This window comes from Xanthomonas codiaei, assembly GCF_002939785.1.
Lineage (GTDB): Bacteria > Pseudomonadota > Gammaproteobacteria > Xanthomonadales > Xanthomonadaceae > Xanthomonas > Xanthomonas codiaei.
Window position 1 is genome coordinate 1 of the sequence record NZ_MDEC01000003.1, and the last position, 22688, is coordinate 22688.

Annotated in this window: 17 protein-coding genes and 1 other RNA gene; 11 read left to right on the forward strand and 7 right to left on the reverse strand. The window is 66.9% G+C overall.

Annotated features, from left to right (window positions below):
• Window positions 1-413: 413 nt before the first annotated feature.
• From XcodCFBP4690_RS02515 to XcodCFBP4690_RS02525, 3 genes are read right to left on the reverse strand one after another with little or no spacing between them, the layout of a single operon-like run.
• The gene (locus XcodCFBP4690_RS02515) at window positions 414-2711 is read right to left on the reverse strand and encodes a xanthine dehydrogenase family protein molybdopterin-binding subunit (protein WP_104539502.1); all 2298 of its coding nucleotides are present in this window, start codon (window positions 2709-2711) and stop codon (window positions 414-416) included.
• Window positions 2708-3796 (reverse strand): FAD binding domain-containing protein, encoded by a 1089-nt coding sequence (locus tag XcodCFBP4690_RS02520; protein WP_167394458.1) that lies wholly within the window; start codon window positions 3794-3796, stop codon window positions 2708-2710. The genes XcodCFBP4690_RS02515 and XcodCFBP4690_RS02520 overlap by 4 nt, the downstream gene beginning before the upstream one ends.
• A complete protein-coding gene (locus tag XcodCFBP4690_RS02525; RefSeq protein ID WP_104539504.1) occupies window positions 3769-4344 on the reverse strand; it encodes a (2Fe-2S)-binding protein in 576 nt (191 codons plus the stop codon). The genes XcodCFBP4690_RS02520 and XcodCFBP4690_RS02525 overlap by 28 nt, the downstream gene beginning before the upstream one ends.
• 284 nt (window positions 4345-4628) lie before the next feature.
• Here XcodCFBP4690_RS02525 and XcodCFBP4690_RS02530 point away from each other — a divergent pair, with 284 nt between their 5' ends.
• From XcodCFBP4690_RS02530 to XcodCFBP4690_RS02540, 3 genes are all read left to right on the forward strand, one after another.
• Entirely contained in the window at window positions 4629-5960 is a 1332-nt protein-coding gene (locus XcodCFBP4690_RS02530) for a DUF763 domain-containing protein (protein ID WP_104539505.1), read from the forward strand.
• Window positions 5957-6550 carry a GIY-YIG nuclease family protein gene (locus XcodCFBP4690_RS02535; RefSeq protein WP_104539506.1) on the forward strand — a complete coding sequence of 198 codons (594 nt, stop codon included), beginning with the start codon at window positions 5957-5959 and terminating at the stop codon, window positions 6548-6550. Before XcodCFBP4690_RS02530 ends, XcodCFBP4690_RS02535 begins: the two co-directional genes overlap by 4 nt.
• Window positions 6551-6835: 285 nt before the next feature.
• The gene (locus tag XcodCFBP4690_RS02540; RefSeq protein ID WP_104539507.1) at window positions 6836-7354 is read left to right on the forward strand and encodes a DUF6496 domain-containing protein; all 519 of its coding nucleotides are present in this window, start codon (window positions 6836-6838) and stop codon (window positions 7352-7354) included.
• An 83-nt stretch (window positions 7355-7437) separates the two neighbouring features.
• Here XcodCFBP4690_RS02540 and XcodCFBP4690_RS02545 read toward each other — a convergent pair whose 3' ends face one another.
• Both XcodCFBP4690_RS02545 and XcodCFBP4690_RS02550 read right to left on the reverse strand, forming a co-directional pair.
• Window positions 7438-7863 (reverse strand): type II toxin-antitoxin system death-on-curing family toxin, encoded by a 426-nt coding sequence (locus XcodCFBP4690_RS02545; protein ID WP_104539508.1) that lies wholly within the window; start codon window positions 7861-7863, stop codon window positions 7438-7440.
• Window positions 7864-7872: 9 nt separating this feature from the next.
• Complete coding sequence (locus XcodCFBP4690_RS02550; protein WP_104539509.1) at window positions 7873-8094, reverse strand: AbrB/MazE/SpoVT family DNA-binding domain-containing protein; 222 nt, start codon at window positions 8092-8094, stop codon at window positions 7873-7875.
• A 149-nt stretch (window positions 8095-8243) separates the two neighbouring features.
• On the opposite strand from XcodCFBP4690_RS02550, the gene lexA reads away from it, so the two are divergent.
• The 4 genes from lexA to XcodCFBP4690_RS02570 all read left to right on the forward strand — a co-directional run bounded on the left by lexA (window position 8244) and on the right by XcodCFBP4690_RS02570 (window position 14348).
• Window positions 8244-8849, forward strand: coding sequence for a transcriptional repressor LexA (gene lexA, locus XcodCFBP4690_RS02555; protein ID WP_104539510.1), 606 nt, complete (start codon window positions 8244-8246; stop codon window positions 8847-8849).
• Between the two features lies 1 nt (window position 8850).
• Window positions 8851-9501 carry a translesion DNA synthesis-associated protein ImuA gene (gene imuA, locus XcodCFBP4690_RS02560; protein WP_167394448.1) on the forward strand — a complete coding sequence of 217 codons (651 nt, stop codon included), beginning with the start codon at window positions 8851-8853 and terminating at the stop codon, window positions 9499-9501.
• A 7-nt stretch (window positions 9502-9508) separates the two neighbouring features.
• Window positions 9509-10927 (forward strand): Y-family DNA polymerase, encoded by a 1419-nt coding sequence (locus tag XcodCFBP4690_RS02565; RefSeq protein WP_104539511.1) that lies wholly within the window; start codon window positions 9509-9511, stop codon window positions 10925-10927.
• Window positions 10928-11099: 172 nt separating this feature from the next.
• A complete protein-coding gene (locus XcodCFBP4690_RS02570; protein ID WP_167394449.1) occupies window positions 11100-14348 on the forward strand; it encodes an error-prone DNA polymerase in 3249 nt (1082 codons plus the stop codon).
• 4 nt (window positions 14349-14352) lie between these two features.
• On the opposite strand, the gene XcodCFBP4690_RS02575 is transcribed toward XcodCFBP4690_RS02570, so the two are convergent.
• Window positions 14353-14428, reverse strand: a non-coding RNA gene (locus XcodCFBP4690_RS02575) — sX9 sRNA.
• A gap of 787 nt (window positions 14429-15215) precedes the next feature.
• On the opposite strand from XcodCFBP4690_RS02575, the gene XcodCFBP4690_RS02580 reads away from it, so the two are divergent.
• Entirely contained in the window at window positions 15216-16034 is an 819-nt protein-coding gene (locus tag XcodCFBP4690_RS02580; RefSeq protein ID WP_104539512.1) for an HDOD domain-containing protein, read from the forward strand.
• A gap of 18 nt (window positions 16035-16052) precedes the next feature.
• Here the strand turns inward: XcodCFBP4690_RS02580 and XcodCFBP4690_RS02585 are convergent, their stop codons facing one another.
• Window positions 16053-16769 carry a DUF3757 domain-containing protein gene (locus XcodCFBP4690_RS02585; protein ID WP_244183564.1) on the reverse strand — a complete coding sequence of 239 codons (717 nt, stop codon included), beginning with the start codon at window positions 16767-16769 and terminating at the stop codon, window positions 16053-16055.
• Between the two features lie 165 nt (window positions 16770-16934).
• Between XcodCFBP4690_RS02585 and XcodCFBP4690_RS02590 the strand changes: the two genes are divergently transcribed.
• The 3 genes from XcodCFBP4690_RS02590 to XcodCFBP4690_RS02600 all read left to right on the forward strand — a co-directional run bounded on the left by XcodCFBP4690_RS02590 (window position 16935) and on the right by XcodCFBP4690_RS02600 (window position 22519).
• Entirely contained in the window at window positions 16935-18905 is a 1971-nt protein-coding gene (locus tag XcodCFBP4690_RS02590) for an OPT family oligopeptide transporter (RefSeq protein WP_104539514.1), read from the forward strand.
• A 520-nt stretch (window positions 18906-19425) separates the two neighbouring features.
• Complete coding sequence (locus XcodCFBP4690_RS02595; protein WP_104539515.1) at window positions 19426-20268, forward strand: transporter; 843 nt, start codon at window positions 19426-19428, stop codon at window positions 20266-20268.
• A 109-nt stretch (window positions 20269-20377) separates the two neighbouring features.
• Window positions 20378-22519 (forward strand): prolyl oligopeptidase family serine peptidase, encoded by a 2142-nt coding sequence (locus tag XcodCFBP4690_RS02600; RefSeq protein ID WP_341871607.1) that lies wholly within the window; start codon window positions 20378-20380, stop codon window positions 22517-22519.
• Window positions 22520-22688 lie beyond the last annotated feature (169 nt).

The window sequence follows — 22688 nt, forward strand, 5'->3', positions numbered from 1 at the left end:
ATCGGCCCCATGCCAGTCTCGGAAAACGCCCCCCCATCTCCCGCATCCACATTCCACTGAACAACGTGGTGGGTTTACACAGCTAGGGGTGAGCTTGCCCGCCCTACCTATGTCCATATCCCCGGACTCACCTGGGAACAATTCGGGGCTGCTCGCTGAGTGACCAGTTCCTGGGCCAATAAGCGATTGCCCGAGTGTCTTTGCCAGAGGTATCTGGTCAGCAAGTTTCAGCCTTCCGTCAACGGCCATACCCATTTGACGGAATGGGGTGTCCCGCGCACAAAGAGCGCATGTACAGATGAGTTCACCGGAAGTTTACGGTCGTCGACTGTGGAGAGGGCTCAATCGGTATTTGTAGTGGCTCGTGCGCCTGACGCCGTCGGGCGTCAGGCGTACCGGGTGCCTGGCATTGTTCAGTCGGCCATGATCTTCTCCGGCGTCATCGGCGTGCTGCGGATGCGCTTGCCGGTGGCGTGGAAGATGGCATTGCAGATGGCCGCAGACACGCCCACCTGGCCGATCTCGCCCACGCCCTTTGCGCCCAGGCTGCTGACCACGCGGTCGTCTTCGTCGGCGAAGATCACCTCGATGTCATGGATGTCGGCATTGGCGGACACGTGATACTGGGCAAGATCGTGATTCATGAAGCGGCCGAAGCGGTGATCGGCCTGGGTGTGCTCGTGCAGGGCCTGGCCGATGCCCCACACCACGCCACCGATGATCTGGCTGCGCGCGGTGGTGGGGTTGAGGATGCGTCCGGCGGCGATCGCACTGACCACGCGCGTGACCCGCACCGTGCCCAGTTCCTCGTCCACCCGCACTTCGACGAACACCGCCCCGTGCGTGGCGCGGGTGTATTTGCGTTGCTTGAGCACATTGGGCAGCAGCAGGAACTTGTCGTCGATCTGCTCCTTTCCTGCGGCCCGCATCAGTTCCGGCAAGGCGATGGCACTGCTGGAGTCCGCGCGCAAGGCGATGCTGCCATCGGCGAACACCACATCGTCCAGCTTGGTACGTGCGAAGCGCGAATCGGGCAGCGCCTGCGCCAGCCGCAATAGCTGGGTCTGCAATTTGCGGCAGACGCCATCCACGGCCGAGCCGACCGTGCTCACATGCGATGAGCCGCCCTCGATGGGAGCAACCGGCAAGGTGGAATCGCCAAGCTGGAAGGTGACCTGTTCCAGCGGCAGGCCGAGTGCTTCGGCGGCGATCATCGCCATCACCGTATAGGTGCCGGTGCCGATATCGCTGGCGGCGCTGCTCACCACCAGGCGCCCGTCGGCATGCAGCACGGCATGCGCACGCGCGAACATCTGCATCGCATCCCATTGCCCGGTGGCCATGCCCCAGCCGACCCATTCACGGCCTTCCTTGCGCGCGCGTGTCTGCAGGGGGCGCTGCGACCAGCCGAAGCGCTCGGCGCCTTGCTGGTAGCACTCGCGCAAGGCCTTGCTGGAAAACGGCGTGTCGTCGGCCGGGTTGACCTCGGCGTAGTTCTTCAGCCGCAGCGCCAGCGGATCGATGCCCACTTCGTAGGACAGTTCGTCCATCGCCACTTCCAGCGCGTGCATGCCATGGGTAGCGCCGGGGGCGCGCATGTCCATCGGGCTGTACTGGTCTAGGCTGACCAGGTTGTAGCCCAGGTGCACATTGTCGCAGGCATACAGCTGCCCGCTCCAGTTGACCACCACTTCGACGTAGTCTTCGATGCGCGAGGTTTCGGCGATGGCCTCGTGCCAGATCGCACGCAGCGTGCCGTCGCGATCGGCGCCGAGCTTGAGCCGCTGCACGGTTTCCGGGCGGTGGCCGAAGGTGAACATCTGCTGGCGGGTGAGCACCACGCGCACTGAGCGATCCAGCAGGATGGACGCCATCACCGCCAGCGCCAGCTGGTATTGCGGGCGCAGCCCGGAGCCGAACGCGCCGCCCACGTACGGATTGCGCACGGTCACCTTGCGCTTGCTCAGGCCGAACACATGCGAGACATACCAGCGGCTGTTCTGCGAGCCCTGGGTCTTGTCGTAGATGGTGAAGTGGCCGTCGTCTTCGCGGATCACGGTGGAGGCGAACAGCTCCATCGGATTGTGGTGCTCCACACCGCTGTAGTAATCGGCCTGCACCTGGCAGGCGGCATCGGCAAAGGCCGTGTCCGGCTTACCCTTGTCCTTGGGCGGCGGCGTGAAGCCGGCACGCATGCCCTTGGGTTTGTGCGCACGGTCCAGCTGTGTCATCAAATCGGTTTGATGCGGTTCCTGCGCGTACTCCACCTGCACCAGCTGCGCGGCATGCCGCGCCGCCTCGAACGTGTCGGCCACCACCAGCGCGACGGGCTGGCCGCTATAGAGAATGACGTTGTCGTACAGCGGCCGGAACGGCGAGCCGGGCGGTGCGGTCATGTCCTTGTAGAACAGATCCATGCCGCGCATATGCGGGCGATTCTCGTGGGTGACGATCTCCAGCACGCCGGGGACCGCGCGTGCGGCTGCCAAGTCGAAGCCGACGATGGTTCCCTTCGCAATGCTGCTGCTGACCACCACGCCATAGGCCAGGTCCGGCACCGGCCATTCGGCGGCATAGCGTGCCTGGCCGGTGACTTTTGCGCGTCCATCGATGCGCGGCACGCCAGTGCCCGTGGGGCGGAAGCCGGTGCCTCGATCGGCGACCGGTGGCGTCAATTCGGTGTTGGATAGATCGGAGCTGCGTGCGTTCATGGCGATTCCTCCAGCGCATGGGGGCGCCCGCGGTTGTCGATGCTGCCCTCGCGCGCGACCTCGAGCGCGCGCACGATGGTGCGACGTGCCAACGGCAGCTTGAAGGCGTTGGCGCCCTGCGGCTGCGCACCCTGCAGCAACGCGTCGGCCAGGCGCGCGAAACTGTCTGCGTTGGCGGGCAGGCCCACCAGCTGTGCTTCGGCCTCCGGCTTGCGCCAGGGCTTGTGCGCCACGCCCCCCAGGGCAACGCGCACCTCGCCGATGCTGCCGTCCTCGGCCAGATCCAGCGCGGCGGCGACCGAGACCAGCGCAAACGCATACGACAGGCGCTCGCGGATTTTCAGGTAGGCGCTGTGCGCGACGAAACGCTGCGCCTCGGGCAGGTCGATATGCACGATCAATTCGTCCGGCGCCAGCGTGCTGTCCAGCTCCGGGTGGTCGCCGGGCAGGCGGTGGAAATCGGCAAATGCGATATCGCGTTCGCCGGTTGGGCCTTGCACATGCACCACCGCATCCAGTGCAGCCAGTGCCACGCACATGTCCGATGGATGGGTGGCGATGCAGTGCGCGCTGGTGCCCAGGATGGCGTTGTAGGTGGTGAGCCCGCCGATGGCCGAGCAACCGCTGCCGGGTGCGCGCTTGTTGCAGGGCGTGGCGCTGTCGTAGAAATACAGGCAGCGGGTGCGCTGCAGCAGGTTGCCGCCATTGCTGGCCATGTTGCGGATCTGCGCCGAGGCGCCGGCCAGGATGGCCGCACTCAATAACGGGTAACGTGTTTCCACTTCCGGGTGATAGGCGGTATCGGCGTTGCGCGCGAGTGCACCCAGGCGCAGGCCGCCATCGGGCTGGACGGTGATGCTGTCCAGCGGCAGGCGATTGATGTCGACCAGGCGGCTGGGCCGCATCAGCTGCAGTTTCATCAGGTCGGTGAGATTGGTGCCGCCGGCGATCAGACGGACCGGCGCTTGCGACGGCACGGGGTGTGCCTCGTCGGCGCGCGGGGTGATGGCGGTGAGCGCGGCGTCGATGCTGTCTGCGCGCGCATAGCTGAGTGGGATCATGCCGGCACCGTCCCTGGTTCCCAGGTCTTGCTGGTGCTCTGGCTTGCCTGGCCGGATGCATCGAGCACATCCATCACCGCGTCGGTGATCTGCGGATAGGCGCCGCAGCGGCACAGGTTGCCGCTCATCAATTCGCGCACCTGGTCGCGGGTATGCGCCTTGCCTTCGTTGAGCAGGCCGGCAGCGGAGCACAACTGGCCCGGCGTGCAGTAGCCGCACTGGAAGGCATCGCGTTCGATGAAGGCGCGTTGCAACGGATGCAGTCGCTCGCCGTCGGCAAGACCTTCGACGGTGGTGATGTCGGCACCGTCCTGCATCACGGCCAGCGTCAGGCAGCTATTGATGCGGCGCCCGTTCACCAGCACCGTGCAGGCGCCGCATTGGCCGTGATCGCAGCCTTTCTTGGTGCCGGTGAGATCGAGCCGGTCGCGCAACAGGTCGAGCAGGCTCACCCAGGCTTCGAGCTGCAAGTGATAGGGCTGGCCGTTGATGCGCAGATTGACCGGATAGGTCGGCGCGGATGTGGCGGGTGCCGATGCCTTGTCATGGGCGGTGGCGGGCGTGGCATTCATGCGAACCCCGTGGCGATGGCTGAGGAGGGCCACCACCTTGGGCGCGCCGTAGTCAAGACAGAGTGACCGCACCGACACCGAAGCGATGTTTGCCACGCGATGCTGCAGGCAGCGTGCCGTACTGTGACGGTGGCACGCTTGCGCGGACAGGCATTGTAGGGATGCGCAACACGCGATGGTCCGGGAGCTGAATTCGTCAGCGACGCTGCTGCGGCATGTGCCGGTGTCCCGGCTGCTGCGACCGCGCGCCGGTATCCTTGCACGATGAGAACACGGTGGCAGCAATGAGCCGGCGCGGCGGCAGTGCGGATCTTCCGTTGCATGGCGGACGTGTTCCGCACTGGCTGGGCGAGCGCATGACGCGGCTGGGCACGGTGATGTGCGAGGCGATCGTGCACAGCTACGGGCGCGACGAATTGTTGCGGCGGCTTGCGCATCCGTACTGGTTCCAGTCGTTCGGCGCGGTGATGGGCATGGACTGGCATTCCTCGGGCATCACCACCAGCGTGATCGGTGCGCTCAAGCGCGGCCTGACGCCGTTGGCCGGCGAGCTCGGGATCCATGTCTGCGGCGGACGCGGCCGGCATTCGCGTGCCACGCCCGCCGAGTTGCTGGCGGTAGGCGATGCGGTGGGCATCGACGGCGCGGCACTGGCGCAGGCCAGCCGCCTGGTGGCCAAGGTGGACAGCGCAGCGGTACAGGATGGATTCGACCTGTATCTGCACGGTTTCATCGTCAGCGACGATGGCCGCTGGGTGGTGGTGCAGCAGGGCATGCAGACGCAGCGCAAGCAGGCGCGCCGCTATCACTGGCTGTCGGAAGGTTTGAGCAGCTTTGTCGATGCACCGCATGCGGCCATCGACGGGAGGCACCAGGGCGCTATCTTCAATCTGACCGACCATCGCGCCGCTGCCTCGCGCGATGCGCAAGTGGAGCTGTTGCGCAGCACCGCACCGGACCGGTTGGCACGCCAGTGGCAACGCATCGCCGATGCAGCAGCGCCTGCATCGGCGGTTGTCGCCCCGGCCCCGGTCACCGGCGATCTGTTCGCCGGCCACGCCTGGGACCCGGCGCAGCAACCGCATCTGTGCATGCCCGACCATCATGAGGTGCGCAGCGAGACGGTGATTGCGCGGCGCCTGCATGCCAGCCTGGCCGCCGCAGCAGAGGCTGGCCCGCGCGATTTCACTGCCTTGTTGCAGGTGCCCGGTGTGGGCGCACGCACATTGCGCTCGCTGGCGATGGTGGCCGAGGTGATGCACGGGACGCCCTGCCGGTTCAGCGACCCGGCGCGTTTTTCGCTGGCCCATGGCGGCAAGGACCGGCAGCCGTTCCCGGTGCCCACGCGCGTGCTCGACCACACCATCGGCGTGCTCAAGCAGGCGATGCAACAGGCCCGGCTGGGCAATGACGAACGCCTGCAGGCGATTGCGCGGCTGGACGCACAGGCGCGCCGGCTCGAAGCCACCGCACACGGCCCCTCGGTCGATGAGTACATCGCGCAGGAACGGCGCGATGCGCACCGTTATGGCGGGCGCAGCGTATTCGGCTGGGAGCCGGCGCCGGATCCGGCTGCATCATCGCCGTCAGCGCGTACGCGTGCAGGGCAGCGATGACGGCGCGCAAGGGCCGTGGCGCGACGGTGGCGACCGATGGCCGCTGCTTTACCTACGTGTTTCCGTGCCAATGGGAAGACCATTGCAAGATCGGCTTTTCGCGCGACCCATTGGCACGCATCGGCAGCCTGCACCCGCGCTGGTTCGAGTTCTTCGATCTCGAACGCGGGCTGCTGGTGGAAACCGAACGCGAGCGCGATGCGCGCGATCTGGAGCTGCAACTGCGTCGGCCCTTGCGTGCGCACAATGCACCGGCGCCGATGGCGATCCGCATCGCGGCCGGTGGGCAAACCGAGTGGTTCCGTGGGGTGAGTGAGGCGCTGGAACTGGCAGTGGGTGGTTTGCAGGCCCACGGCTACCGCGTGTTCGTAGTGCGCGACTGGTTGCACGCGGCGATGGCGCAGCGCATCGATCGGTTGTACGACTGGTCGGCCGTGCAGCTGAGTCCGGACGAACTGGATGGCCTGCTGGGGCCGACACCGGCCCAACGCGCGCTGCGCGATGTGCTCGATGGCTACCGCGCCATGGATCTGCCGCTGCAGCCGCATCTGCCCGAGCGGATCTGGGCGTGGTATTGCGGAGCGCGGTGAGCGGGTCGGCGAGCCGGTGACGCAGTGCAGGCGGGCAGGGTTGCAGTTTCCAGGCAGGTGCTGCCATGCAGACTTCAATGCGCAGGGTGAGCCGTTGCCGGCGGGGAAAGGCTGACTGCGGCGATGTCAGCTTCCAACGCGCGTTGAAGATGCGCATCCCAACCACGCGCTGGGGTGGTGCCAGCAGCAGACGATGAGATTTCCATACTGGACAGGCACGTTACCCACCTCGCATTGACGCCGCGCTTGTTACACCGTGCAACGACTCCCGCACTGGACGCTCCCATGCCAGACGCCAAGACACGCCGCGCCGCCGCCAAGGGCAAGCGCGAAGGAAAGTCGGCCAGCACGCAGGCCGGCGAATACGTCAAGGAAGAAGTCGAACGCGTGCGCAAGGGGACGCACGGGGTCAAGAACACCCAGCAGGCGATCGCGATCGGCTTGTCCAAGGCGCGCCGTGATGGCGTGGACGCGCCGCCTTCCAACACCGCATCCAAGGCCACCAGGAAGAAAGCCGCACATGACAGCGCTGCAGCCCAATCCGACACGCCGACCTCGCCGACGCGCGCAGCGTGTGCAAAGAAAGCGCTGAAGACCGCAAGCAGGAAGACCACGGCCAGCCAAACGGTGGGCAAGCAGGCATTGTCGGCACAGACCAGGCACGCAGCCAGCAAGCGCAGCGCCAGCGACCGCTCGGCAGCTGCGAAGAAAGCCGCGAAAACCAAAGGCCCGGCCGTGCGCAAGGCAGCGGCGAAGAAGGCGGCGGCAACACGCCAGCGTACCGGCCAGGGCAGCAAGAGCTAGCGCTGCGATCGATCAGGTTGCGTGCGTCGGCCAGGCACGGCGTTCGTGCAATGCCCCACACGGTGCGCATCGGTCAGTGCGCTTCAGCCGTAGTCGGGCGTTGATTCGTTGACGCGCTGCGGGTGCCGTACTTGCAGGCGGGGCCGCAACCACGCCGCGCAGGCCGCCTCGTCCAGCGAGCCGTCGGCCAGCCCGATGTAGAACCCGTAGAGTTCCAGGTCGTCTGCTACCAGGCTTGCGCCGTTGAGCACGATGAAGGTTTCGCAAGCGACGGCGGCGGTGCGTTTGTTGCCGTCGACAAACGGGTGATTGCGCGCCAGACCATAGGCCAGGCTGGCCGCAAGTGCCGCCAGATCCGGTGGCGGGTCGCCGTAGGACAGCAATTGCCTGGGTCTGGCCAGTGCCGAGTCGAGCAGGGCATCGTCGCGCACGCCGCTGCCGCCACCATGCTCTGCCAGCTGGCGGTCATGGATGGCCATCAGCAGGGGCCGTTCGATCCAGATGATCATGGCTGCGGGCTACTGCGCCAACTTGTGCAGCAACGTGCGACGCTCACGCATCACCTGCTCGGCCACATCCATCTGCGCCGCCAGCGTCGGGTCGAAGGCGGTCAGCTTGATGCCGTCTGGCGTCTCCAGTGCATAGAGTTCATCGCCTTTGCCAAGCCGCAGGCGGGCAAGCAGTTCCTTGGGCAGGATGACCCCTGAGGAATTGCCGATGGCAGTGATTTTGAGTTTCATGGCGGCATCTCGCGTTAGTACTTGAGTTATAACTTGCGCCTCGACTACTCGCAAGTGGCGTGCTGAAGCGGCTCAGCAAGCCAATCTCGCCTGCTGCGACCGATCGGTGTACAAATGTACACCTTGTCCCATCCAGTTGCCGCGCCCCGATGCCACCGCTCACCCCCCAACGTGCCGCCGTGCTGGCGTTTCTGCAGGAGCAAGCCATGGCAGGGGTCTCTCCCAGCCTGGCCGAGATCGCGCAGGCGTTCGGGTTCGCCTCGCGCACCGCGGCGCAGAAGCATGTGCAGGCGCTGGCCGAGGCCGGCTTGATCGAACTGCGGCCCAATCAGAAGCGCGGTATCCGCGTGCCGGGCAGTGACGGGCGCGATGCCTTGCTGGCGTTGCCGGTGCTGGGGCGGGTGGCGGCCGGCGTGCCGATCGGCGCGGATATCGGCCTGGACCGGCAACTGTGGCTGGACCGCGCGCTGTTTTCGCTGCGGCCGGATTACCTGCTCAAGGTGCAGGGCGATTCGATGATCGACGACGGCATCCTGGACGGCGACCTGGTCGGCGTGCACCGCAGCAACGAGGCGCGCGATGGGCAGATCGTGGTGGCGCGGGTGGATGGCGAAATCACCATCAAGCGGCTGGAGCGTGGCGCAGAGCGTATCCGCCTGCTGCCGCGCAACCGCGCGCATGCGCCGATCGTGGTGCCGGCCGATGCCGACTTCGCGATCGAAGGGCTCTACTGCGGCCTGATCCGGCAGGGTTGAGATGAGCGAGCCGGTGCAACTGCGACAGTACGGCAATGCGGCGGTGGCGATGCCGCTGGATGCGTTGCTGGCGGCGCGCACGGTATGGCGGGCCGGCCACGGCACGGCCACCGTCGGCGGCGGCGAAGCCACCGGGCATGCCGGGCTGGATGCGGTGCTGCCCGATGGTGGCTGGCCGCGGCGCGCGCTGACCGAACTGTTGCTGCCCGCCCATGGCATCGGCGAGATCGCCTTGCTGCTGCCCACGCTGGCGCGCATGACCGGTGCCGGCAGCCGGGTGGTGCTGGTGGCGCCGCCGTTCATTCCGTATGCGCCGGCCTGGCAGGCGGGTGGGGTGGTGCTGCAACAGCTGGAGGTGGTGCAGGCCGAGCCGCGCGAAGCGCTGTGGGCGTTCGAGCAATGCCTGCGCAGCGGGGCCTGTGCGGCGGTGCTGGGTTGGCCGAAGACCGGCGATGCCCGTGCGCTGCGGCGCCTGCAGGTGGCAGCCGACAGCGGCAACTGCTGCGCGTTCGCGTTGCGCGACCGCCGGCACGCGGTCAATGCATCGCCGGCGGCGCTGCGGCTGGAATTCCTGCCCGAGCGCGATGCCTGGCAGGTGCGCAAGTGCCGCGGCGGGCAGGTGCCCTCGCAGCCGCTGCGGCTGGCGCATTGAGGCGCGCATGTTGTGGGCCTGCCTATTGCTGCCACAGCTGGCGCTGGACGCTGTCCTGCGGCGCATGGAAGAACCGCAGGCGCCGCTGGTGCTGGTGCAGGGGCCGGCGCAGCTGCGCAGCCTGCATTCGGTCAATGCCGCGGCCGCCGCGGCCGGCTTGAAGGCGGGCATGCGGTTGTCGGCGGCGCATGCGCTGATGACGCAGGTGCGCACCATCGATTACGACGCGCAGAACGAAGCGCGCACGCAGCGGTTTCTTGCGGCCTGGGCATACCGGCATAGCTCGCTGGTGAGCCAGCAGTGGTCGCGCGCTATCGTGCTGGAAGCGGCAGCCAGCTTCCGCTTGTTCGGCCCCTGGCCACGCTTCGAGCGCCGCTTGCGCGACGAACTGCAGGCGTTGGGCTTCCAGCACCGGCTTGCGCTGGCGCCCACGCCGCGCGCGGCGCGGGTGCTGGCCGGCCTGCGCGATGGCATGGTGGTGACCGAACTGCCGGCCTTGCACCGCACGCTGGACACCGTGCCGGTGCGCCGCGCGGCCTTGCCGGGCGATGCCGGCGAGCGCCTGCAGCACATGGGCCTGCGCACGCTCGCCGCAGTCCGTGCGCTGCCGCGCGATGGCCTGCGCCGGCGTTTCGGGGCCGGCCTGCTGGAACATCTGGACCGTCTCTACGGCGATGCCGATGACCCGCTGGACTGCTATGCGCCGCCGGACCATTTCGACCAGCGCGTGGAGCTGGGCTACGAGGTGGAAACGCACCCGGCCTTGCTGTTCCCGCTGCGCCGGTTGATCGGCGACCTATGCACCTATCTGTCGATCCGCGATGGTGGCGTGCAGCGTTTCCTGCTGCGGCTGGAGCACGAAGAAGGCGCCACCGACGTCGAGATCGGCCTGCTCACGCCTGAGCGTGCGCCCACGCTGTTGTTCGAGCTGGCCCGTAACCGGCTGGAACGGGTGGAGATTCCGCGGCCAGTGGTGGCGATGCGCCTGCTGGCCAAGCAGCTGCCGCCGTTCGTGCCGGCCATGCGCGACCTGTTCGATCAACGCGCACAGCAGTCGGTGGACTGGCCGCAGCTGCGCGAGCGGCTGCGTGCGCGGCTGGGCGACGAGGCGGTGTACCGCGTGTTGCCCGCCGACGATCCGCGCCCGGAGCGTGCTTGGCGCCGCGCCATCGGCGATGCGGTGCACGACGCCACCGCGCCGGCGCGTCCGCCGCGGCCTACCTGGCTGCTGCCGCAACCGGTGCCGCTGCACGATCCGCAACTGCGCATCGTGTCCGGCCCGGAGCGCCTGGAAAGCGGTTGGTGGGACGACGACGAGGCACGGCGCGACTACTACGTGGTGGAAACCGCGCGCGGCCGGCGCGCCTGGGTGTTTGCCGCGCCCGGCCGCGTGGAAGGGTGGATGCTGCATGGGTGGTTTGCGTGATCGGGTGCATGCGCGTGCGGTCTGCGGGCACGTCCTTGCCGACTGCTGATGGCGGCGATGATCCAGGCAGTCGCTGCCAGCGCTGCAGGCTGTCCGCAGCAGGGTCTGTGCAGCGCTTTGCCGCGCATGCAGACGTGCTTGTGGCAAAGCGCGCTGTCGAAGACGTTCGGCCATGAGTTGGGATGACGCCGTCGATGGGGTGGACCGCGAGACGCCCGGCGGGCGCATGCCGCGTGCCTGGAACGTGGCCGCACGGCTGCGCGCGGCCAACGATGACATCGCCCAGACCCAGGATGCCGATGGCCTGCCTGCATATGCCGAGCTGCATTGCCTGTCGGACTTTTCGTTTTTGCGTGGTGCGTCCAGTGCCGAGCAGTTGTTTTCCCGCGCGCAGCACTGCGGCTACAGCGCGCTGGCGGTCACCGACGAATGCTCGCTGGCCGGCATCGTGCGCGGCCTGGAAGCATCGCGCGCCACCGGAGTGCGGTTGATCGTCGGCAGCGAATTCACGCTGGTCGATGGCACTCGCTTCGTGCTGCTGGTGGAACATGCGCAAGGCTATCCGCAGCTGTGTGCGCTGATCACCACTGCGCGGCGCGCGGCAGGCAAAGGCGCCTATCGGTTGGGGCGTGCCGAGGTGGAGGCACAGTTCCGCGCCGGGGTGCCGGGCGTATTCGCGTTGTGGTTGCCCGGTGTGCAGCCGCAGGCCGAGCAGGGCGCGTGGTTGCAGCAGGTATTCGGCGAGCGTGCGTTCCTGGCGGTGGAGCTGCATCGCGAACAGGACGACGCCGCGCGCCTGCAGGCGCTGCAACTGCTGGCCCAGCGCCTGGGCATGACCGCATTGGCCAGTGGCGATGTGCATATGGCGCAACGCCGCGAGCGCATCGTGCAGGACACCCTGACCGCCATCCGCCACACCCTGCCGCTGGCCGAGTGCGGCGCGTACCTGTTCCGCAATGGCGAGCGGCATCTGCGCACCCGGCGCGCGCTGGGCAACATCTATCCGCCGGCCTTGCTGCAGGCCAGCGTGACATTGGCGCAGCGCTGCACGTTCGATATTTCCAAGCTCGAGTACACCTATCCCAGGGAGCTGGTGCCTGAAGGGCATACGCCTGCCAGTTATTTGCGTCAGCTCACCGAGGCCGGCATCCGGGAGCGCTGGCCTGATGGGGTGCCAAGAAAAATACGTGATGACATCGAAAAAGAACTGGAGCTGATCGCCTACAAGAAGTACGAGGCATTTTTTCTCACCGTACAGGATGTGGTGCAGTTTGCCCGGTCCAAGAAAATCCTGTGTCAGGGCCGTGGGTCTTCAGCAAATTCGGCAGTCTGCTATGCGCTCGGCATCACCTCGGTAGATCCGATCAAGACACGATTGTTGATCTCGCGCTTCCTGTCCAAGGCGCGCAACGAGCCGCCGGATATCGACGTGGATTTCGAGCACGAACGCCGCGAGGAAGTGCTGCAGTACGTCTACAACAAGTATGGCCGTGAGCGCGCCGCGCTGGCAGCCACGGTGATCTGCTACCGCGGAAAAAGCGCCGTACGCGACGTGGCCAAGGCCTTCAGCTTGCCGCCGGACCAGATCGCCTTGCTGGCCAATTGCTATGGCTGGGGCAATGGCGATACGCCGATGCAGCAGCGCATCGAAGAAGCCGGCTTCGATCCGGCCAACCCGCTGATCGACAAGATCCTTAAAGTGACCGAGCACTTGCGCGATCACCCGCGCCATCTGTCCCAGCATGTCGGCGGGTTCGTCATCTCCGACGAACCGCTGTCGTTGCTGGTGCCGGTGGAGAACGCGGCCATGGCTGATCGCACCATCATCCAGTGGGACAAGGACGATCTGGAAACCATGAAGCTGCTCAAGGTCGATTGCCTGGCCCTGGGCATGCTCACCTGCATCCGCAAGACGCTGGATCTGGTAAGCGGCCACCGTGGTCGCGATTACACACTGGCCACGCTGCCCGATGAGGATGCGCCGACCTACAAGATGATCCAGCGTGCCGATACGGTGGGTGTGTTCCAGATCGAATCGCGCGCTCAGATGGCGATGCTGCCGCGTCTCAAGCCTGCCGTGTTCTACGATCTGGTGATCGAGGTGGCGATCGTGCGGCCAGGTCCGATCCAGGGCGACATGGTGCACCCGTATCTGCAACGTCGCAAAGACAGCAGCCTGATCAGTTATCCCTCCGAAGGCGTGGAGAAGATTCTCGGGCCAACCCTGGGAATCCCCCTGTTTCAGGAGCAGGTGATGGAACTGGTGATCCATGCAGGCTACGAGCCTGATGAGGCCGACAATCTACGCCGCTCGATGGCAGCCTGGCGGCGCGGCGGCGACATGGAATCGCATCGCGTGCGCATACGTGCCCTGATGGAACGCAAAGGCTACGCTTCCACCTTCATCGACCAGATCTTCGAACAGATCAAGGGTTTCGGCTCCTACGGGTTTCCGCAGAGCCATGCCGCCTCGTTCGCCAAGCTCGTCTATGCCAGCTGCTGGCTCAAGCGTCACGAGCCGGCGGCGTTTGCCTGCGGCCTGCTCAATGCGCAGCCGATGGGCTTCTATTCGGCCAGCCAGATCGTGCAGGATGCGCGCCGCGGCAGCCCGGAGCGCCAGCCGGTGGAGGTGTTGCCGGTGGATGTGCTGCACAGCGACTGGGACAACAGCCTGGTCAGCGGGCGGCCGTGGCGCAGCGATGCCGATCCCGGCGAGCAACCGGCGATCCGCCTGGGCATGCGCCAGGTCAGCGGCTTGTCGAAAGAGGCGGCCATACGCATCGTCGCAGCACGCGCGCAACGCGCCTTCGCCGATATCGGCGACCTGTGCCTGCGCGCCGCACTCGACGAAAAGGCGCGCCTGGCACTGGCCGAAGCCGGCGCGCTGCAGTCGATGGTGGGCAACCGCAACGCCGCGCGCTGGGCCATGGCCGGGGTGGAAGCGCGGCGGCCATTGCTGCCGGGCAGCCCGGCCGAACGCCCGGTGCATTTCGAGGCGCCGCGCGCCGGCGAGGAGATCCTGGCCGATTACCGCACGGTGGGCTTGAGCCTGCGCCAGCACCCGATGGCGCTGCTGCGCCCGCAGATGCTGCAGCGGCGCATCCTGGGCCTGCGCGAGCTGCAGGGCCGCCGCCACGGCAGCGGCGTACACGTGGCCGGGCTGGTCACCCAGCGCCAGCGTCCGGCCACCGCCAAGGGCACCATCTTCGTCACCCTGGAAGACGAACACGGCATGATCAACGTCATCGTCTGGGCGCACCTGGCGTTGCGCCGCCGCCGCGCACTGCTGGAATCGCGCCTGCTCGCGGTGCGCGGCCGCTGGGAGCGTGTGGACGGCGTGGAGCACCTGATCGCCGGCGATCTGTACGACCTCAGTCAATTGCTCGGCCAGATGCAGCTGCCTTCGCGCGATTTCCACTAAGAGCGGCTAACAAAACGTAGCGAGCGGTCGTCAGGTGGATGCGGACGGCGCGGAGGAACCGCAGTGTACGAGTGGTACATGCCGCACCGAGCACCGACCGCGCCCGCCTGGCGCCCGCGCAGTCGTTTTGCCAGCTGCTCTAACGACGACCAACACGATTGCTGCGTGTGCGCCGAGGCCGACGTCGCCTGCGCCCTCCAAGTCTGCATGCGACACGGCTGACCGCCGCGGTGAATATGTGCCGTGCGTATCCACCTGACGGCAGCTGCACAAGCCCTTGGGCTGCTCCATTCCCGATCACCGACACCACGGCCAGGCCCGTGCTTCGAATCGGCAGGTGCCGCCCGTATCCCCAAAAAGGCCGGCGTGTTCCTGCCAGCCCGGGTACGCGTCGCCCCGGGTCCGGGCAGTACGATCACTTCGCCTCGGCCATCGGTCAGGCTGCGTGGACGTTCCGTGCCGGCGCGTTGCATTGCGACATTGCCGCCGATCGCAGCCGCACCGGCATCGGCCCAACTGGCCCTGCGCATGCACGCCCGATCACGGGTAAGGGCGACCACCCGCACTCGCGCACCCGGATAACGCGGGCGTTCCGCGCGTGGGTGCTTCGTCGCGGCATTGCCGCCAGTCACCTGCCGCGCCATCATCGGGCGCCGGCGCCGATAGGCTTCCGGCTTTCCATGGATGGCCGGGCTCGCCAAGGCGGGGGTATCCCGGTACGTCTGCCGGACAATGCCTGGGTCGTGCCCAGCGGCCTCACGCGCAGGTGAATCCGACCACGCGCGAGTCACCGGGAACCAACCGGTCTGTGCTACACCATGCACTCCCGCGCACCGCGCGGCCTGTCCCTTCACCCACGAGGCGATCATGAAGTTGGAGGCGTTGTTCGACCAGTTGCACACCTTGCCCACCGTGCCCAAGGTGGCGCAGGACCTGATCCGTCAGTTCGACGATCCGGACACCAATATCGATACGCTGGCGCACACCATCGAGCGCGATCCGGTGATCGCCGCCAAGGTGCTGCGGCTGGCCAATTCGGCGCGCTTCCATGGCCTGCGCGATTCCACCAGCGTGGAAGATGCCGCCATGCGCCTGGGCTTCAATACGTTGCGCACGCTGGTGCTGGCCTCGGCGATGACCGGCGCCTTCCGTGCCGGCCCGGGTTTCGACCTCAAGGCATTCTGGCGCCACAGTTTCGAAGTGGCCGGCATCTGCCGCCTGCTGGCGCGCCAGCACGGGCTCGATCCGGAGACCGCCTTCACCTGCGGCATGATGCACAACATCGGCGAGCTGCTGATCCAGTCCGGCGCGCCGGAGTACGCCAGCCGCATCAACCACGAGACCTCGTCCGCCGGCCATGCCGCCGAAGAAACCCTGCAACTTGGCTTCGGCTATCCGGAGGTAGGTGCCGAGCTGGCGCGCCGCTGGCAGTTGCCGAGCGTGATCCAGGACGCCATTGCCTACCAGGTGCGCCCCGCGGCCGCGCCGGATGGAGCACGGATGCCGCTGCTGGTCGCCCAGGCAGCGCAGGTTTCCGACGCGCTGCACGCCCATGGCGGCGCCACCCCGGCGGCGCTGGAAGCGGTGCGTGGGCCGCTGATGGATGGCGTGGACCTGGAGGCGCTGTTCACCGCGCTGCCGGATGTCATCGAGGCCGATCGCGCGTTCGCCGAACTGCTGCACTGAACAGTGCCTGCCGCTGCGTCACTCCAGGCGCAGCGGCTCGAACGCGCAGTCGACCGCGCTCCGGATCTCCCCGCCCCGCGGACAGGCATAGAATTGCTCCCGCCCGGGGGCCGGTGTTTCTTCATCGAGCTGCCAGCGGGATGGGTCCTGCAGGGTGACGATCAGATTGCGTTGCGTCTGCGGCGTTAGACGGTCGAAGTAGGCCAGATCCACCTGCGTGCCGGCGCGCAACGTGTAGCTGCAATTGACCAGCACCCCGGTGCTGGGCGCCGCAGCGGCGAGGGTGCCGTAGTAGAGCGCCGATGACAGATGCCGTGGGCTGCCCGCGTTGGGTTTCAGCGTACTGGCCCACACGCCGTTCCCGGAGCCGACGTTGAGCCGGACAGGGGCGCGATAGCGCCCAGCCTGGTAGTGCACCGTTTCAGGCGCCGGGCATCGTGCCAGGTCCTGGGCAGGCTGCTTGCCGGATGCACTGGCTGCGGCAGGCGGCAGCAGCATGCCGGCCAGAATCAACGGTGTCAGTGGACGGATCATGTGTCGGACCTTCGGGCACGCGGCCGCGGTGTGCAATGGATGGCCGATGAAAGCGACCTTGGCGGTCAGCGCACGCCGTATCGGCCGGAGCGGGGCGCACAGGCTCGTGTCGACGCGCTGCTGTGCACGACGATAGCGAGCGCCGCGTCCCGACTGGCGCGGTGTGCGAACCGGCGGCGCCACGGGCGCACCGATCCACACGGGCTGCCGCCTGTTCGCGTCTGCATTGCGCCACGCAAGGCATCGCTGTCGATGCCTGTGCGCCACACGCCATAGCGTGCACACTGTCACGCCGCGCCGCAGCTGGACTCAGCTGGGCGCAGGCGCTAGCGTGGTGCGGATTTTTTGCCTACAGGGGAATGCCCAATGCGCCACGACGCGCAACCGCGCCAGCTCACCTTCCGCGCCGTCGTGCTGGCCATCGTGCTGGCGGTGGTGCTTTCGGCTGCCAACGCCTATCTCGGCCTGTTCGCCGGTTTGACCATCGCTACCGCCATTCCGGCGGCCGTGGTGTCGATGGGCGTGCTGCGCCTGCTCGGCGGCGGCACCATCCTGGAGAACAACATCGTCCAGACCGGCGCCTCGGCCGGGTCGTCGATCGCCGCCGGGGTGATCTTCACCATCCCGGCGCTGGTGATCATGGGCTACTGGCCGGACTTCAAGTACTGGTGGGTGCTGGGCATTGCCGGCATGGGCGGGCTGCTGGGCGTGCTGTTCTCGGTGCCGCTGCGGCGCTCGATGATCGTCGAAGACCCGCTGCCGTTCCCCGAGGGCAAGGCCGCGGCCGAGGTGCTCAAGGCCGGCGAAAATCCCGGCCCGGGCCTGAAGATCCTGGCGGTGTCCGGTGCCATCGGCGCGCTGGTCAAACTGGGTGCGGCCAGCGGCCTGCGCGTGATCCCCGATACCTGGGCGCAGGCCACCTACCTGGGCAGCAGCCGGCTGGTGGGCTATATCGGCACCAACCTGTCGCCAGCGCTGCTGGGCGTGGGCTATATCGTCGGCCTCAATGTAGGCATCGTGGTGCTGTCCGGCTCGATCCTGTCCTGGCACATCGCCATTCCGCTCTACCAGCAGTTCTTCATGGGCAGCGATCCGGCACTGGCGCAGAGCCTGGCCGGTGCGCCGGCAGCCGATGCCGCGTTCGGCATCTGGGGCGCGAAGATCCGCTACCTGGGCGTGGGCGCGATGTTGATCGGCGGCGTGTGGACGCTGTTCTCGCTGCGCAAGTCGCTGTTGTCCGGCGTCAAGAGCGGCTTTGCCGCCGCGCGCAAGGGCGGTGGCGGCGTGGTGGCCGAGACCGAGCGCGACCTGCCGATGAAGTGGATGCTGGTGGCGCTGGTGCTGTGCACCTTGCCGCTGCTGGGCTTGTACCAGGCCATCGTGCAGCAGTGGCATGTATCGATCCCGATGACCATCATCATGATCGTGGCCGGCTTTTTGTTCGTGTCGGTGTCGGGCTACCTGGCGGGGCTGATCGGCTCGTCGAACAACCCGGTCTCCGGCATCACCATCTCCACCATCCTGTTCGCCTCGGCGGTGCTGGTGCTGCTGTTGGGCAAGAGCGGATTGGTGCCGGTGGGCATCGGTACCGCGCCGCTGGGCGCGGTGGCCGCGATCATGATCGGCGCGGTGGTGTGCTGCGCGGCGGCGGTGGGCGGCGACAACCTGCAGGATCTTAAGGCCGGTTACCTGGTCGGTGCCACGCCGTGGAAGCAGCAGCTGATGTTGGGCATCGGTGCGTTTTCGTGCGCATTGATCATGGCGCCGGTGCTGAACCTGCTGGCCCAGGCCTACGGCATCGGCCCGGCCACGCCGCAGCATCCCAACTCGCTGGGCGCGCCGCAGGCCACGCTGATGGCCTCTGTGGCCAAGGGCCTGTTCGGCGGCCAGCTGCCGTGGAGCATGATCGCCATCGGTGCGGTGGTGGGGGCGGCCATCATCGCGCTGGACGAATGGTTGAAGGCCACCGGCAAACGTTTCCGCGTGCCGGTGTTGGCAGCGGCCATCGGTATCTACCTGCCGCTGGAGCTGATGGTACCGATCTTCCTGGGGGGGCTGATCGCGCATCTGGTCGAGCGCTTCCACAACATCCGCGCCGACGATGAAGACGGCCGCGATCGCGTGCATCGCCCCGGCGTGCTGTTCGCGGCGGGCCTGATCACCGGCGAAGCGCTGATGGGCATCGCCATTGCCGTGCCGATCGTGCTGTCCAGCCGCGCCGATGTGCTGGCATTGCCGGCGACGCTGCAACTCAACCAGTGGTTCGGCCTGGCCATCCTGGCGCTGGTCGGCTGGCTGCTGTATCGCGTGGGCAAGCGCGGCGAAAAGGCGGCCTGAGCCTGCGTTGGAAATGGCGCATGCCGATTGCATGCGCCATCTCGATGTGGCACCCCATGCAGGCGCATGGGCCGGACATGGCGGCCTCTGCGCCGCTGCGATATCGATGTCTGCCGCAGCGTGGGTCGAACGCCCCATAACGCCACTTTGCGCCGGCTTTACGCCAGGCACCGCCGCTGCGGATAGCGACTTTATGCCCCTACTCCGTATCGTGCCGTCTCTCGCACGCATGGTGCGCCAAGGGGGCTGCATGCTTCGACCGACCCGATGACACAACCCGACGCAGGCCGTCGTTGTCGCTAGTACCGCTTCGTTTGTCTATCGCGCATTCCCATCGCACACCGATGTGCGCGCGGCGATGCCGGCGACATGCACGACGCGATGCAACCCTGGCCTGCGCGTACGCCGTTTGCCCATCACGGCAGCGGCGCTGCCTTGCGCCGCGATACAGCTTATTTTCCTACTCATTCAACCCTGGCCGATCGTTCGATCTTCCAGCGGTTCACCCTGGATCACCGTCATGCAAACCCTCGCTTCACGCGCTTCCACCGCAACCCGCCGCCCATTGCTCGCCCTCGCTATCGCCGGCCTGCTGGGCAGTCTTGTCTTTCAGGCCCAGGCGCAGGACGCCACCGAGGCCGCGCTGTGCACCGACCGCCCGACCAAGGCCAATGCCACCTGCACGGTGCCAGCCGGCGCCTGGCAGCTGGAGACCGATATCGGCAACTACATCCGCGATACCCAGCCCGGCACGCGCACGGAAACGGCGTACTTCACCAATCCCACGCTCAAGGTCGGCATCAGCGAGCGTATCGATCTGCAGCTCAACTGGGCCCCGCAGCTGCAGGTCAAAAGCACCGATCGTGCAACCGGCGAGCGCAGCAGTCTGAGCGGCGGTGGCGACATCTATCTGCGCATGAAGGCGCGCTTCTACGAAAGCGATACCGCCACTGTCGCGGTACTGCCATTCGTCAAGGCGCCCACCGCGCGCACCGGCCTGGGCAATGACGAATGGGAAGGGGGCGTTGCATTGCCGATCAATTTCGCCTTGCCCAACAGCTTCTCATTGACCTTCGGTCCTGAGGTCGACTGGCTGGCCGACAGCGATGGCAGCGGCAAGCATGTGGCGATCATCAACCTGATCAACCTGGCGCGGCCGCTGACGCCCCGATTCTCGATGGCGGTGGAGCTGTGGTCCTCGATCAATCGCGACCCTGCGCAGACCGTCGAACAGGCGTCGGCCGATATCGCGGCCATCTATCTGCTGAATCCGCTGCTGCAGCTGGACGTGGGCGCCAACTTCGGCCTCAACGACCGCACCCCCGACACCCAGGTCTACGTGGGGCTGTCGCACCGGTTCTGAATCGCTCAGCGGCCCCTGCCACATCGAGTCGGCAAGGTGCAGGCGATACGCCGCGTGCATGAGCGCAGGCCTTTGCACGTGCGCCGCAGCAACGCCTACCATCGACGTTTTGCCGTTGCAGGAATCGCCGATGAAGCTGCGTCACGCCGTATTGCCCCTGTGCCTGTTGGCCGCCTTGCCGCACCTCGCCGCCGCGCGCGGCTTCGATGTGCGCGACATGGTGGCGCTGGACCGGGTGTCCTCGCCCACGCTCAGCCCCGACGGCAGCGTGGTCGTGTTCGCCAAACGCCAGGCCAAGACCGGCAATGGCAAGCCCGCCACCAGCCTGTGGGTGCGCAACCTGCGCACCCGCGATCTGGCGCCGCCCAAGCGGCTCACCCCGGACGGATGGAACGTCAACAGCCCGGCGTTGTCGCCCGACGGCAAGACGGTGTATTTCCTCGGCAGCAAGTCCGGCAGCCAGCAGCTGTACGCGCAAGCGCTGGCCGGCGGCACGCCGCAGCAGCTCACCGCCTTTGCGGTGGACGTGGACAGCTACAAGCTCTCGCCCGACGGCAAGCGCATCGCCTTCAGTGCCGGCGTGTTCCAGGACTGCGGTTCGGACCTGGGCTGCACCAAGAAGAAGTTGGGCGAGCGCAAGAACAGCAAGGCCAGCGGCGTGGTCTACGACCAGCTGTTCGTGCGCCATTGGGACACCTGGAACGATGGCCGCCGCAATACCTTGTTCGTGGCCGACCTGCCCGCCGCCGGCGCCAAGGCCGTGGCCGGGGCGTCGGCGATCAGCGCCACCCTGGCCGGCGACGCGCCGTCCAAGCCGTTCGGTGGCAACGACGACTACGCCTGGTCACCCGATGGCGCCAGCGTAGTGGCCAGCGTGCGCATCCCGCAGCCGCATGGCCCGGAAGCGGGCAGGAATGCCAAGGCCGGCGCCAAGCCCACCGGCAACGACGAATCCTGGCAGACCAACTTCGACCTGTACCGCCTGGATGCCAGCGGCAAGTCCGCTCCGGTCAATTTGACTGCGTCCAACCCGGCCTGGGACGCCGGCCCGGTGTTCAGCGCCGATGGCAGGACGCTGTACTACCGCGCCATGAAGCGCCCCGGTTTCGAGGCCGACCGCTTCGGCCTGATGGCGATGGACGTGGCCAGCGGCAAGACCCGCGAGATTGCGCCCAAGTGGGATCGCTCGGCCGGCGAGATCGTGCTGAGCGAAGACGGCGCCAGCCTCTACACCAGTGCCGACGACCTCGGCGAGCATCCGCTGTTCAAGATCGATATCGCCAGCGGCGAGGTGACCAAGCTGGTGGGCGAGGGCAGCGTGCATGCGCCGACGCTGGCCGGCAGCACGCTGGCGTTTACCCGCAGCTCGCTCAAGAGCGGTGACCAGATCTTCGTCAGCGATGCGCAAGGCCAGGGGGTGCGTGCCATCACCCAGAGCGCCGCCGAGCAGCTGCCCGACGTACAGTTCGGCGACTACGAACAGTTCAAGTTCAAGGGCTGGAACAACGACACCGTGTATGGCTATGTGGTCAAGCCGTACAACTACCAGGAAGGCAAGACCTATCCGGTGGCGTTCCTGATCCACGGCGGCCCGCAGGGCAGTTTCGGCAACGGCTGGAGCAATCGCTGGAATCCGCAGACCTACGCCGGCCAGGGCTATGCAGTGGTGATGATCGACTTCCATGGCTCCACCGGCTATGGCCAGGACTTCACCGACGCGATCAGCCAGCATTGGGGCGACCGCCCGCTGGAAGACCTGCAGAAGGGCTGGGCGGCCGCGCAGAAGCAATATGGCTTCCTCGACGGCGACAAGGCGTGTGCATTGGGCGCCAGCTATGGCGGCTACATGGTCTACTGGATGGCAGGCAACTGGAATCAACCGTGGAAGTGCCTGGTCGACCATGACGGCGTGTTCGACAACCGCACCATGGGCTACGCCACCGAGGAATTGTGGTTCAGCGAATGGGAGAACGGCGGCACGCCGTGGCAGAACCCGACCGGCTACGAGAAGTTCAACCCGGTGCTGCACGTGGACAAGTGGAAGGTGCCGATGCTGGTGATCCACGGCCAGCAGGATTTCCGCATCCCGGTCGAGCAGGGCCTGGCCGCATTCACCGCGCTGCAGCGCAAGGGCATCGAATCCAAGTTCCTGTACTTCCCGGACGAGAACCACTGGGTGCTCAAGCCGGACAACAGCATCCTGTGGCACGACACCGTCAATGGCTGGTTGAAGCGGCATATCGGCCAGTAAGCTGTGCCATCCCGGCATGTCGCGCGCAGCGGCGTGCCGGGATGATGGTCGGCCGTTACGGGCAATGTGGATCGATCTGCAGCGACGTTCCGGCGTGCTGTCCGCACCGCGCATCGCGCACCGCAATCCGGACCCCGGCGCGCCGGGGCCATTGCTGCGCTGCAATCGG

Excerpts from the sequence above, each read along its gene's own strand:
- XcodCFBP4690_RS02515 (WP_104539502.1), bottom strand. The coding sequence starts at position 2,711 with ATGAACGCACGCAGCTCCGATCTATCCAACACCGAATTGACGCCACCG.
- XcodCFBP4690_RS02525 (WP_104539504.1), bottom strand. The coding sequence starts at position 4,344 with ATGAATGCCACGCCCGCCACCGCCCATGACAAGGCATCGGCACCCGCC.
- XcodCFBP4690_RS02530 (WP_104539505.1), top strand. The coding sequence starts at position 4,629 with ATGAGCCGGCGCGGCGGCAGTGCGGATCTTCCGTTGCATGGCGGACGT.
- XcodCFBP4690_RS02535 (WP_104539506.1), top strand. The coding sequence starts at position 5,957 with ATGACGGCGCGCAAGGGCCGTGGCGCGACGGTGGCGACCGATGGCCGC.
- XcodCFBP4690_RS02540 (WP_104539507.1), top strand. The coding sequence starts at position 6,836 with ATGCCAGACGCCAAGACACGCCGCGCCGCCGCCAAGGGCAAGCGCGAA.
- XcodCFBP4690_RS02545 (WP_104539508.1), bottom strand. The coding sequence starts at position 7,863 with ATGATCATCTGGATCGAACGGCCCCTGCTGATGGCCATCCATGACCGC.
- XcodCFBP4690_RS02550 (WP_104539509.1), bottom strand. The coding sequence starts at position 8,094 with ATGAAACTCAAAATCACTGCCATCGGCAATTCCTCAGGGGTCATCCTG.
- lexA (WP_104539510.1), top strand. The coding sequence starts at position 8,244 with ATGCCACCGCTCACCCCCCAACGTGCCGCCGTGCTGGCGTTTCTGCAG.
- imuA (WP_167394448.1), top strand. The coding sequence starts at position 8,851 with ATGAGCGAGCCGGTGCAACTGCGACAGTACGGCAATGCGGCGGTGGCG.
- XcodCFBP4690_RS02565 (WP_104539511.1), top strand. The coding sequence starts at position 9,509 with ATGTTGTGGGCCTGCCTATTGCTGCCACAGCTGGCGCTGGACGCTGTC.
- XcodCFBP4690_RS02570 (WP_167394449.1), top strand. The coding sequence starts at position 11,100 with ATGAGTTGGGATGACGCCGTCGATGGGGTGGACCGCGAGACGCCCGGC.
- XcodCFBP4690_RS02580 (WP_104539512.1), top strand. The coding sequence starts at position 15,216 with ATGAAGTTGGAGGCGTTGTTCGACCAGTTGCACACCTTGCCCACCGTG.
- XcodCFBP4690_RS02590 (WP_104539514.1), top strand. The coding sequence starts at position 16,935 with ATGCGCCACGACGCGCAACCGCGCCAGCTCACCTTCCGCGCCGTCGTG.
- XcodCFBP4690_RS02595 (WP_104539515.1), top strand. The coding sequence starts at position 19,426 with ATGCAAACCCTCGCTTCACGCGCTTCCACCGCAACCCGCCGCCCATTG.